General features: G+C 69.3%; 10 protein-coding genes and 1 pseudogene. 5 read left to right on the top strand and 6 right to left on the bottom strand.

Annotation, left to right across the window (positions count from 1 at the left end):
* A pseudogene (locus tag L810_RS36360) lies at nt 1–195 on the bottom strand (5-formyltetrahydrofolate cyclo-ligase); the annotation flags it as partial.
* An 8-nt stretch (nt 196–203) separates the two neighbouring features.
* Between L810_RS36360 and L810_RS36355 the strand changes: the two are divergent.
* The 4 genes from L810_RS36355 (at nt 204) to L810_RS36340 (ending at nt 5,122) form a co-directional block, all read left to right on the top strand.
* On the top strand, nt 204–2,156 hold the full coding sequence (locus L810_RS36355; protein ID WP_042977659.1) for a lytic transglycosylase domain-containing protein: 1,953 nt from the start codon (nt 204–206) through the stop codon (nt 2,154–2,156).
* A gap of 57 nt (nt 2,157–2,213) precedes the next feature.
* Nucleotides 2,214–3,173 (top strand): complex I NDUFA9 subunit family protein, encoded by a 960-nt coding sequence (locus L810_RS36350; RefSeq protein WP_042977656.1) that lies wholly within the window; start codon nt 2,214–2,216, stop codon nt 3,171–3,173.
* Nucleotides 3,174–3,236: 63 nt separating this feature from the next.
* Entirely contained in the window at nt 3,237–3,884 is a 648-nt protein-coding gene (locus L810_RS36345) for a glutathione S-transferase family protein (protein ID WP_042977654.1), read from the top strand.
* Nucleotides 3,881–5,122 carry a multifunctional CCA addition/repair protein gene (locus tag L810_RS36340; protein ID WP_021163148.1) on the top strand — a complete coding sequence of 414 codons (1,242 nt, stop codon included), beginning with the start codon at nt 3,881–3,883 and terminating at the stop codon, nt 5,120–5,122. The genes L810_RS36345 and L810_RS36340 overlap by 4 nt, the downstream gene beginning before the upstream one ends.
* Before the next feature lie 51 nt (nt 5,123–5,173).
* On the opposite strand, the gene L810_RS36335 is transcribed toward L810_RS36340, so the two are convergent.
* Nucleotides 5,174–5,959 (bottom strand): helix-turn-helix domain-containing protein, encoded by a 786-nt coding sequence (locus L810_RS36335; protein ID WP_042977652.1) that lies wholly within the window; start codon nt 5,957–5,959, stop codon nt 5,174–5,176.
* A gap of 465 nt (nt 5,960–6,424) precedes the next feature.
* On the opposite strand from L810_RS36335, the gene L810_RS36330 reads away from it, so the two are divergent.
* Nucleotides 6,425–8,275, top strand: a complete 1,851-nt coding sequence (locus L810_RS36330; protein WP_021163146.1) for a M24 family metallopeptidase — start codon at nt 6,425–6,427, stop codon at nt 8,273–8,275.
* Between the two features lie 19 nt (nt 8,276–8,294).
* Here the strand turns inward: L810_RS36330 and L810_RS36325 are convergent, their stop codons facing one another.
* From L810_RS36325 to flgA, 4 genes are all read right to left on the bottom strand, one after another.
* Nucleotides 8,295–9,650, bottom strand: coding sequence for an SGNH/GDSL hydrolase family protein (locus L810_RS36325; RefSeq protein ID WP_021163145.1), 1,356 nt, complete (start codon nt 9,648–9,650; stop codon nt 8,295–8,297).
* A 216-nt stretch (nt 9,651–9,866) separates the two neighbouring features.
* On the bottom strand, nt 9,867–10,307 hold the full coding sequence (locus L810_RS36320) for a flagella synthesis protein FlgN (protein ID WP_021163144.1): 441 nt from the start codon (nt 10,305–10,307) through the stop codon (nt 9,867–9,869).
* Between the two features lie 79 nt (nt 10,308–10,386).
* On the bottom strand, nt 10,387–10,716 hold the full coding sequence (gene flgM / locus L810_RS36315) for a flagellar biosynthesis anti-sigma factor FlgM (protein WP_021163143.1): 330 nt from the start codon (nt 10,714–10,716) through the stop codon (nt 10,387–10,389).
* Between the two features lie 118 nt (nt 10,717–10,834).
* The coding region (flgA, locus tag L810_RS36310; RefSeq protein ID WP_042977649.1) for a flagellar basal body P-ring formation chaperone FlgA at nt 10,835–11,502 on the bottom strand (668 nt) is incomplete at its 5' end.

Below are 11,502 nucleotides of genomic sequence, written 5' to 3'. Positions count from 1 at the left end.
CGGCAGCGGCCAGTAGAACCCGACCGTGCGCGGCGCGAGCCGTTCGAGCAGCGTGCGCAGCCGCGCGTCGAGCGCGGCGTTCGCGGCGGGTTGCGACGCGGCGTCGCGACGCGCGCCGGACAGCGTTTTGCGTAGCGCAACCTTCGGGTTCGGCACAGGGTTGCGTGCTATGCTTTCGCTCACTTCGTGCTCCATTCAAAACGATGTCGAACAGCCTTTTCCGAGTATATCGCGCGGTCGCGCTGACGCTTTCGGCCACCGCGCTCGTCGCGGGCACGGCCGCATGCGCCGCACCGAACGACGATACGGTCTCCGGGGACGACCAGACCTTCGTGCAGCTTCGTGAAGCCGCGCGCCGCAACGACGCCGCGAAAGCCGCGCAGCTCGCGTCGATGATTCCGAACTATCCGGTACCGTCCTACGTCGAGTATTTCCAGATCAAGCCGCAGTTGTTCGATTCGACGGGCCGCGCGCGCGTGGACGCGCCGGACGCGCCCGTGCAGTCGTTCCTGCAGCGCTACGATGGCCAGGCGATCGCCGACCGCCTGCGCAACGACTACCTGCTCGTGCTCGGCGCGCGCCACGACTGGCGCAACTTCGACGATCAATACAAGCGCTTCGTGCTCGACGACGACACGCAGGTCAAGTGTTATGCGCTCGAATCGCGCGCGGCGCGCGGCGAGAACGTCGCCGATGCGGCACGCGCGCTGCTCGTCGAGCCGAAGAATTACGGCGACGCATGCGTCGACCTGATCACCGCGCTGACGGTCAACCAGCAGTTCACGAGCGACGACGTGTGGCAGCAGGCGCGCCTCGCGTACGAGCAGAACTACACGACGCTCGGCGGCAAGATCGTCGACGCGCTCGGCGCGCGTCCGGTCGGCTTCGATCAGGCGACGAGCGCGCCGCCGCTGTATCTCGCGCGCGGCGTCGGCGCCGATGCCGCGTCGCATCAGATCGCGCTGATCGCGCTCGGCCGCATGGCGCGCAACGATCCGGACGCGGCCGCCGGCATGCTGACGACGGTCGCGCCTTCGCTGACCAAGCAGGAACAGGCGATCGCGTGGGGCGCGATCGGCTACCAGGGCGCGATCAAGCGCTCGCCGTCCGCATCGCTCTGGTATGCGAAATCGGCGAACGCGCCGCTGTCGAACCCGGGCTACGAATGGCGCACGCGCGCCGCGCTGCTCGCCGGCAACTGGCCGATGGTGCGCTGGTCGATCGAGCAGATGCCGCCGTCGCTGCGCAACGATCCGGCGTGGATCTACTGGCATGCGCGCGCGCTCAAGCAGAGCGGCGACACGCTGCAGGCGAACCAGGAATTCGAGCAGGTCGCCGGGCAGTACAACTTCTACGGGCAGCTCGCCGGTGAAGAGCTCGGCCAGCGCACGACGATCCCGCCGCGCACGAAGGTGAGCGACGCCGAGATCGACGCGATGGGCAAGATTCCGGGCTTCGCGCTCGCGCAGCGTTTCTACGCGCTGAACCTGCGCCTCGAGGGCAACCGCGAATGGAACTGGCCGCTGCGCGGGATGACCGATCGCCAGCTGCTCGCGGCCGCCGAGTACGGCAAGCGTGTCGACCTGCTCGACCGCACGGTCAACACGGCCGACCGCACGAAAGCGGAGCACGATTTCACGCTGCGCTACCCGTCGCCGTACCGCAACATCGTCGAGCGCTACGCGCAGTCGACGGGCCTCGACACCGAATGGGCGTACGGGCTGATCCGCCAGGAGTCGCGCTTCATCACGAGCGCGCGTTCGTCGGTGGGCGCGGGCGGCCTGATGCAGCTGATGCCGGCCACCGCGCAGATGGTCGCGAAGAAGCTCGGCCTCGGCACGATCTCGCGCACGCAGATGCACGACATCGATACCAACATCCAGCTCGGCACCTGGTATCTGGCGGACATCTACAACAACTTCGACAGCTCGCCGGTGCTCGCCACGGCCGGCTATAACGCGGGCCCGGGCCGGCCGCGCCAGTGGCGCCAGGTGTTGACGCAGCCGGTCGAAGGCGCGATCTTCGCAGAAACGATTCCGTTCAACGAGACGCGCGACTACGTGAAGAACGTGCTGTCGAACACCGTCTACTACGCGGCGCTCTTCGAGGGCAAACCGCAGTCGTTGAAGAAACGTCTAGGCATGATCTCGCCCTGATAAGCAATCTTCACACTGCCGCGCGAGACGCGGCAGTGTTCTTTTGAGGCCCACATCATGGATCGCCAGACCGTCGCGCTGCTGGGCGGCACCGGCTTCATCGGCAGCCGGCTCGTCAATGCGCTGATCGAAGCCGGCAAGCAGGTACGGATCGGCACGCGCCGGCGCGACCACGCGCGCCACCTGCAGATGCTGCCGGTCGAAATCGTCGAGCTCGAAGCGCTCGACACGCGCACGCTCGCGCGCTTCGTCGCCGGTGCGCACGCGGCGATCAACCTCGTCGGCGTGCTGCACGGCGGCCGCGGTACGCCCTACGGGCCCGGCTTCGAGCGCGCGCACGTCACGCTGCCGGCCGCGCTCGCGACCGCCTGCACCGAGGCGGGCGTGCAGCGCGTGCTGCACATGAGCGCGCTCGGCGCCGATTCGCATGGCGCGAGCATGTACCAGCGCTCGAAGGGCGACGGCGAGGCCGCGCTGCATGCGATCGCGGCGACCGATTCGCTCGCGCTGACGATCTTCCGCCCGTCGGTCGTGTTCGGCCCCGGCGATGCGTTCCTCAACACGTTCGCGAACCTGCAGCGCACGGTGCCCGTGCTGCCGCTCGCGATGCCCGACGCGCGCTTCCAGCCCGTGTTCGTCGGCGATGTCGTGCGTGCGTTCGTCAACACGCTCGATCTCGCGGCCGCACACGGCAAGACCTACGAACTCGGCGGCCCGACCGTCTACACGCTCGAGCAGCTGGTGCGCTATTGCGGCACGCTGGTCGGCCGGCAGGCACGCATCGTGCGGCTGCCCGACGCGCTCGCGCGGCTGCAGGCGAGCGTGTTCGAATGCCTGCCCGGCGAGCCCGTGCTCACGCGCGACAATCTCGCGACGATGTCGGTGCCGAACGTGCTGTCGGGGCCGCTCGCGCCGGAGCTCGGGATCTCGCCCGCGAGTCTCGAAAGCATCGCGCCCGCGTATCTCGGCCAGGCCGCGCAGCGGTCCCGGTTCGACTGGTTCCGCTCGCGCCGCTAGGCCGGCCCGGGTGCCGTCGTTCAGCTTCACCCTTTTCACCTTCTCGCTTTCCGGAACACCGTCATGAAACTCGTCATTGGAGACAAGAACTACTCGTCGTGGTCGATGCGTCCGTGGCTGCTGCTCGTGCATTTCGGCATCCCGTTCGACGAGATCGCGATCGAGCTGCGCCACGACGACACGGCCGCACGCATCCTCGAGTATTCGCCGTCCGGCAAGGTGCCGTGCCTGATCGACGACCACGGCGTCGCGATCTGGGATTCGCTCGCGATCGCCGAGACGCTCGCCGAACGCTATCCGCAGTTTCCGATGTGGCCGGCCGATCCGCTCGAGCGCGCGCATGCGCGCTGCGTCGCGGCCGAGATGCATGCGGGCTTCGCGGCGCTGCGCACGCAGATGGGCATGAACGTGCGCGCGTCGATGCCGGGGCGCGGCGCGACGCCCGACGCGCTCGCCGACGTCGCGCGCATCGACGCGTTGTGGAGCGCGTGCCTCGAGGCGTCGGGCGGGCCGTTCCTGTTCGGCGAATTCGGGATTGCCGATGCGATGTACGCGCCCGTCGTGATGCGCTTCAACACGTACGCGCCGGGCCTGTCGCCGGAGGCGGCCGGTTATGCGGCCCGCGTGACGGCGCTGCCGGCCGTCCAGCGCTGGATCGACGCCGCGCGCCGTGAAACGAACGTGATCGCCGAATTCGAGCCGCAGCCATGAACATCTACGCTGTAGGCGGTGCGATCCGCGACGAATTGCTCGGCGTGCCCGTGCAGGACCGCGACTACGTGGTGGTGGGCGCGACCCCCGAGCAGATGGCCGCGCAGGGTTTCCGGCCGGTGGGCAAGGATTTCCCGGTCTTCCTGCATCCGCGGACGCAGGAGGAGTACGCGCTCGCGCGCACCGAGCGCAAGACGGCGGCCGGTTATCACGGCTTCCAGTTTCATTACGCGCCGGACGTGACGCTCGACGAGGATCTCGCGCGGCGCGACCTGACGATCAACGCGATGGCGCGCGAGGTGAGCCCGGAGGGCGAACTGGTCGGGCCCGTGATCGACCCGTTCGACGGGCAGGCCGACCTGCGCGCGCGCGTGTTCCGCCATGTGAGCGATGCGTTCGTCGAGGATCCGGTGCGGATCCTGCGCATCGCGCGCTTTGCCGCGCGGTTCGCGGATTTCACGGTCGCGGACGAAACGCTCGCGCTGATGCGGCGGATGGTCGACGCAGGCGAGGTCGACGCGCTCGTGCCCGAACGCGTCTGGCAGGAAATCGCGCGCGGGCTCATGGAGGTGAAACCATCGCGGATGTTCGCGGTGCTGCGCGAGTGCGGCGCGCTCGCGCGCATCCTGCCCGAAGTCGATGCGCTGTGGGGCGTGCCGCAGCGCGCCGACTACCACCCGGAGGTCGACACCGGCGTGCACGTGATGATGGTCGTCGACTATGCGGCGAAGCAGGGTTATTCGCTGCCGGTGCGCTTCGCGGCGCTCACGCACGATCTCGGCAAGGCGACGACGCCTGCCGACGTGCTGCCGCGCCATATCGGCCACGAGGGACGCAGCGTCGACCTGCTCAAGCCGTTGTGCGAACGACTGCGCGTGCCGAACGAATGCCGCGATCTCGCGCTCGTGGTCGCGCGCGAGCACGGCAACCTGCATCGCGTGATGGAGATGGGCGCGGCCGCGCTGGTGCGGCTGTTCGAGCGCAGCGACGCGCTGCGCAAGCCGGCGCGTTTCGCCGAGATGCTGCAGGCGTGTGAATCGGATGCGCGCGGGCGGCTCGGGCTCGATACGCAGCCGTATCCGCAGGCCGAGCGGCTGCGTGTCGCGCTCGCGGCCGCGCGCAGCGTCGATGCCGGCGCGATCGCGCGCGGCATCGGCAACGATACGGAGAAGATCCGGGAGGCCGTGCATCGCGCGCGGATCGAGGCTGTCGCGCAGGCGCTCGCGATCGGCGAATAGGTCGGCAGGAAGGGCGGCAGGAAGGGCGAGCTTCGCGCGCCTGCAAAGCCGTTACGGCTTCTTCTTGCGTGCCGGCTTGGCGGCCGCCATGCGTTTGCCGGCGGCCGCGCGCGGCTTGGCTGCCGCCTTCTGGTCTTTTTTCACCGAGCCGGCGGCCCGATCGCGATCCGCCCGTTCGGGCGCCGGCGCGCGGCGGCTCGTGCGCGGTTCGTCCGCCGTGGCGCGCACGACGGGGGCCGGTTTCGTGGTGTCCGTCGTCGCGGACACGAACCCGGCGCGACGGTCGTCGAACAGCGGCAGCGTGCCGACCGCGATCAGTTCGGCCGGCCCGTCGCCCACGTTGGCGACCCGATGCCGCTTGCGCGCGTCGAAGTGCAGCGAGTCGCCGGGCGACAGCGGGTAATGCTTCTTGCCGATCGTGAAGCAGATCCGGCCGGCCAGCACGTACACGAATTCGTCGCCGCCGTGCGCCACCCATTCCGAGCGGTAGCCTTCCATCATCCGCACCTTGAGCGCGTTGATCTGGCTGCCGTCGAACGTGGTGGACAGGCGTTCGTACCATTGCGACGTGGCGTCGAGCGCGTACGCCTTGCGGCTGCCCTCGTGCGAATCGGGCCGCACCTGGCGTGGCTGGTCGATCAGCGCGCCGAGCGGCACGTCGAGCGCCTTCGCGACGTTGACGAGCGACGACAGCGAGATGCCCGTGAGATGACGCTCGACCTGGGACAGGAACCCGACCGACAGTTTCGCTTCGGTCGCGACTTCCTGCAGCGTCTTCTTCGCTTCCCGGCGCAGGCGGCGAATGCGCTGGCCGATACGCATGAGGTCTGAATCCATGAATCTCTTTCGCGGCAACGAATCGGGAGGCGGGCGGACGGGCGGTGCAGTCGCCGGACAGGGAATTCCGCGCACCGCATGAAGCACGGCCGTCGGCGCGGCGATGCCGGCGCATTGTACCGCGCGGTGTCGCCGGACGAACGCCCGTTGTGCCGGGATCCGCAAGCGTCATGCCGATTTTAGCCCTACGAAAATTTCAGCTTGACCTCAATTTCAGCGTGCTCTAGATTCTGTCGCGCGCATCAAAAAAAGTTAAGTGAGACGAAATTTTTTAAAGGGCCTGCCGCCGGGACGGTACGGCGGCCCGGCGTCGTGCCGCGCCGGGTCGAGCGTCGACCGTGCAGCGGCGCCGGGCCGCGTCAGGCCTGCTTCAAGCCTGCTTTGGGCCCGCTTTGGGCCCGCTTTTGGCCTGTACCCCCGCCGCGTCACCGCCGGCCGCCGACAACAATGCATAACGGGCTTCCGATGATCGATCGACTGAAATACAGCTTCTCCGGCCTCCCCCCCTACGACGCGTCCGTCGTCGACACGCAGGCGGCCCTGTCGCGCCTGCTCGACGCCGCGCGGCTCGATGCGGTACTGGTCACGTCACAGGACGAATACGTGACCGAGTACCTGCCGCGCAGCAACAACCCGCGTTATGCGCTGTCGGGCTTCGACGGTTCGGCCGGCTGCGGGATCTTCCTGAGCGCGGCGACCGCGCAGGCGCTCGGCGTGCCGCCGTTCGTGCTGTTCGTCGACGGCCGTTATCACCTGCAGGCCGAGCAGCAGTGCGATCCGGCACGCGTGCGCATCGAGAAGCTCGGGATGAACGTGACGATCTGGCAGGCGATGGCCGACTGGCTGGTCACGCACGGGAGCCGGCTCGCACGGGTCGGCTACGACGCGCGGCGGATCAGCGTCGCGCAGCGCGATCGCCTGTTCGAGCGGACGCAGGCCGCGTCGCTCGACTGGACGAGTCTCGCCGAGCGCGAGATCGATCGCGCGATCGCGTTGCCGGGCTGGGTCGTCGAGCGGCCGATCTTCGAGGTGCCGGAAGCGATGACCGGCCTGAGCGTCGCGCAGAACCTCGACGCGCTGAACACCAAGCTCGCCGCGCACACCGGCGCGCCGGACGGCAGGACCGCCTTCTTCACCTGCGCATCGGACGACCTCGCGTATCTGCTGAACAGCCGCGGTTATCACATCCCGAATGCGTCGTCGCACCTCGGCTTCCTGTTCGCGGTGGGCGGGCAGGTGGCGTTGTTCCTGCCGGAAGGCTGCGACCGCTGCGAGGTCACGCTCGAGTCGTATCCGGCGCTGCATGTGATCCGGCGCGATGCCGCGGCGCTCGAGCGCTTTCTCGCGCCGTTCGCGGTCGAGCATGTGTGCTACGGCTTCGAATCGGTGAACTGCGCGCTCGTCGACGCGGTGAAGCGGGTGTGGCCGCAGGCGCGGCATGCCGACTTCAACCCGGTCGAGGCGATGCGGGCCGGCAAGACGCCGGCGGTGCTCGACCGGTTCCGCGACGCGTTTGCGCGCAGTTCCGCGGCGATCGCCGAGACGATGCGCTGGGCGAAGACGGGCGAGCCGGGCGTGCGCCATACCGAATACGACCTGGCGCGCGCGATCAACGATGCATACGCCGCGCGCTCCGCGGTTGCGCTGACGTTTCCGTCGATCGCCGCGAACGGCGCGAACAGCGCGTTCGCGCATTACACGGCGGCGAGCGCCGACGTCGAGCTGACGGAAGGCGAACTCGTGCTGCTCGACAGCGGCGCGTATTACGAAGCCGGCTTCGCGACGGACTGCACGCGCGTGGTGCTGCGCCGGACGCACCCGGATACGGTCGCGCAGCCGTGGCAGCGCGAGATCTACACGGTCGCGCTGAAGGCCTGCATCAAGGGGCTCGTCACGCGCTTCCCGAGCACGGCAAAGGGCGGCGACGTCGATGCGCTCGTGCGGCAGGTGTGCCGCGATCACGGCCACGATTTCGGCCACGGCACCGGACACGGCGTCGGGATTCACGTGCACGAGGGCGGCGTGCGGTTCGCGCCGGGCGCGCAGTACGGGCTCGTGCCGAATGCGGTGATTTCGGTCGAGCCGGGCATCTACCTGCCGGGCAAGGGCGGCGTGCGGATCGAGAACATCGTGATCATCCGTCAGGACGACGCGCAGCCGGACACCGTGACGTTCGAGAACATCGTGACGGTCGGCTACGACTGGGACCTGATCGATCTCGACCTGCTGGACGACGACGAGCGCGCATACCTGCGCGACTACGAGCGGCTGTGCGTCGAGCGCGGCACGCAGGTCACCGCGTGTCCGCTGCTGTAGGCACCGCCGCCCGCGCCGGTCAGTTCAGCAGGCGCGCCCGCGCGAACGGCGCGATCCGCTCGGCGAGCCACGCGTGCGTGCGTGTCGTCGGGTGCAGCGTGTCCCAGAACACGAAGCGCGCCGGGTCGCGGCAGTCCGCACGCGGCGTCTGCGCGCTCAGGTAGGTGAGCGACGACGGTTTCGGGATGTCGAGGCACGCGCGCTTCGCGTCGTCGAAGCCGTATTGGGCCGGATGGCTCAGCAGGTCGTCGAACAGCGCGTACGCGTCGAACACCTCGAGCCGCAGCGTCGCGCCGTAACGGGCGCGCAGCGCGGCGGCCGCGTCGGCGAGGCGCCGGTTGTAGTCCTTCACCTGCGCGGCGACGTTTGCCGTGTCGGTGCGCGTCGCGAACACCGGTGCGCGCGACACGTCCGGCAGCGTGACGAGCATGATCCGCGTCGCACCGGCCGCGGCGAGCCGCTCGAGGCTGTCGCGCACCGCATTCGCCGCCTGCTCGGGCGAGCGCCCGTAGTTCACCAGGTCGTTGCCGCCCGCGAACACCGCGAACAGCGTGTTGGCGGGCCGGTAGTCCGGTGCGCGATCCATGTATTCGCGCCACGAGTCGATCTGCTGCACGAGGCCCGGCACGACGAGGTACTGGTCGGTCGCCGCGCCGCCGATCGCCCAGTTGTAGAACGGCAGCCGCAGCGCGTTCGCGAGATATTCGGCCCACACCGGGCCGTTGCTGAAGCGCCCCGCCTGCCAGCTCGTGGCGTTCGGCAGCTTCCACTGGCTCGCGTTGAACATGTTCTGCGTGTCGGACAGGCTGTCGCCGAACACGATCAGCTTGTTGACGCGTGCGTCCTGTTGCGCGGCATCGACGGTCCACACCGCGTAGTTGAACGACAGCGCGTTGTTCGCCGCGACCGCCTGCACGAGGTCGGACCTGATGCCTTTCGCGGCCAGCGTCTTGCGGCACACGTCGGCGAGCGTGTCCTGCGTCGTCGTGCTGTAGAACATGTTCTTCCACTGCGTGATGCCGTCCGCCCACCAGTAGCCGGACACGCGATACCAGTCGCCGCCGGCGGGGTCGCGCGCCCATTCGTAGGTCGCGGCCGGCTTCAGCGGATCCGCGTCGATCCGGTACCAGCAACGCAGGTACGTGTAGGTGTCGGAGCCGCGGCGCGGCGCGCGCGGCGTCGCGTCGGGCGTAGCCGGGGCGGCCGGCGGCACGACGTCGGGGCCGGCCGGCGACAGCGACATGTCGCCCGTCGGCACGGGCAGCGGCGCGGCGCCGGCGGCCTGCGCGGCGGACAGCGTCAATGCGGTGCCCAGCGTCGCGGCGGCGGAAACGGCGGCGGTGCGGTACGAAAACGGAATGCGGAAAAATGGCATGCGGCCCTCTTCTGATTGTTGTGGCGGGACGGCGGCGCGGCTGCGCAGCCGTGTATCGGAAGGGACTGTGGGTGCCGGGTTCGAGCCCGGTCTGTCGAAACTCGGGAAGCCGCGAATGGCGGCGAGGTGCTGCGAGGTACTACGAGTTGCTATGAGGTGGTGCGGCAGGAAAGGCAGCGGCGCCGCTGCCGGTCGCTCGGTTGGTCAGTCCGTGCTTCAGCGCATGAGCGCCGATACGCGCCCGTCGGGGCCATAGACGCCGGCCGGCGCGGGCGCCGAGCGCAGTACCGCGAGCGCGCGCTCGTTGTAGTCCATCCGGATCCGGATCAGCATCCCGTTGTTCGCATTGGCCTGGCGCGCGCGTTCGGCGGCCTGTTGCAGCAGCTGCCAGCGGCCGGCGAGGCGCGCATCGCGCTCGGCGGCCTGGTCCATCCCCTTCTTGCCGGCCGGAAAGCCGAGCGCGGAAAGCTGGGTGTCGCGCGTGCGTTCGAGCTGCGCGAGCCGGTCGATCAGCTCGCTCTTCTTCTCGACGATCCCGGGCAGCATCTCGAGCGGCTGGGCCATCGTCAGCGCCTTTTCCTCGTAGGCGAGCAGGGACGCGAACGCCTCGACCGTCGCGTGTTCGTCGTTGACCGTGGCCAGCAGCTCTTCTCTCATCGCGTCATGCTCGTCGCGCCGGCGCGGGTTGGGCGCGCCGGCAAACCGGTAGACCGGGGGACCGGCCGCGAGGCCGGCTTCAGTTGCCCGGGCGCTGCTGCTGCAGCAGCCCGCGGGCGGTATTCAATATGCCGTCGGCGATCTTGCTCGCATCGATCGTCAACGTGCCGTTATTCAGCGCGTCCTTGATCGACTGGACGAGGCCCGTGTCGATATCGGCGTTGCCGGACGCGGATACCGAACGCAACTGGCCGGACAGACCCGACAGGTTCACGGTCGTGTCGCCGCCGGTCGACCCTGCGTCGGCCGCCTGCGCGGACGAAGACGAGGCCGCGCCGGATGGCGCACGGGTCGCGCCGTTGCCGGTCGGCGCCAGGGGGCTCGGGTTCGGAGTGGAATCGATCTTCACGATGGGTTTCCTGTTCGGTTTGACCCAGATAACGGCCGGGTCGGCCCGAACTTTAGCATCGCGAGCCCGAAATGCTCCGAATAAACAATTCTTTACATTCTTGCCGCAGGATCCGTCCCTACAGCGGAATCTCCACGGTGCCGGCGTCCTTGACGATCGCCGTGACGATCTGGCCCGCCGCCATCCGCACCCTGACCGACTGGCCGGGCGCGGCATTCGCCAGCGCGCTGCCCTCGGCCGAAATCGTGAAACCGGGCCCTGCCGCGACCACCCGCACCGTCTGGCCGGCCGACACCGACGCCGCGCTCTTCAGCAGGTCCTGCCGCAGCGGCAGCCCGGCCGAGATGCGCGCGAGCGCGGTCGAGCCGATCGCCTGCGCCGGATCGGTGATCACCGCGAGCGGCAGCACCGTCAGGTCGCCGTCGCGGGCGACCAGGTCGGCCGCGGAGAGCGGCTCGCCGGGCGCGATCTGGCGCGCGGCGACGTAATAGGTGGCCTGCACGGTGACTTTCGCCTGCAGGTAGACGGTCCACGGCCGCTCGCCCGCGCAGCGCACGCCGACCGTCGTGCGGCCCCACAGGCGCGCGCCGGTCGGCATGAACGGCTCGAGCGTCGTGCACGCGGCGAGCCCGCGCGGAAACGCGGTCGTGACCGTCGCGGTGGTCTTGCCGGGCAGGCCCGCGATCTGCTGCTGCAGGAACGCGAGGGCCGCGCGGCGGATCGACTCGGGATCCTGCTGGCCGGGCGGCGTCGCGGGCTGGGCCGCATTGGTGGTATTGGCCGCCG

Origin of the sequence: Burkholderia sp. AU4i (assembly GCF_000466765.1) — a bacterium.
Taxonomy (GTDB): Bacteria; Pseudomonadota; Gammaproteobacteria; order Burkholderiales; family Burkholderiaceae; genus Burkholderia; species Burkholderia cepacia.
This window is presented reverse-complemented; position numbering and strand designations above follow the sequence as displayed.

What these genes read in the sequence shown, in the direction of transcription:
- L810_RS36355 (WP_042977659.1), top strand. Translation starts at nt 204, where the DNA reads ATGTCGAACAGCCTTTTCCGAGTATATCGCGCGGTCGCGCTGACGCTT.
- L810_RS36350 (WP_042977656.1), top strand. Translation starts at nt 2,214, where the DNA reads ATGGATCGCCAGACCGTCGCGCTGCTGGGCGGCACCGGCTTCATCGGC.
- L810_RS36345 (WP_042977654.1), top strand. Translation starts at nt 3,237, where the DNA reads ATGAAACTCGTCATTGGAGACAAGAACTACTCGTCGTGGTCGATGCGT.
- L810_RS36340 (WP_021163148.1), top strand. Translation starts at nt 3,881, where the DNA reads ATGAACATCTACGCTGTAGGCGGTGCGATCCGCGACGAATTGCTCGGC.
- L810_RS36335 (WP_042977652.1), bottom strand. Translation starts at nt 5,959, where the DNA reads ATGGATTCAGACCTCATGCGTATCGGCCAGCGCATTCGCCGCCTGCGC.
- L810_RS36330 (WP_021163146.1), top strand. Translation starts at nt 6,425, where the DNA reads ATGATCGATCGACTGAAATACAGCTTCTCCGGCCTCCCCCCCTACGAC.
- L810_RS36325 (WP_021163145.1), bottom strand. Translation starts at nt 9,650, where the DNA reads ATGCCATTTTTCCGCATTCCGTTTTCGTACCGCACCGCCGCCGTTTCC.
- L810_RS36320 (WP_021163144.1), bottom strand. Translation starts at nt 10,307, where the DNA reads ATGAGAGAAGAGCTGCTGGCCACGGTCAACGACGAACACGCGACGGTC.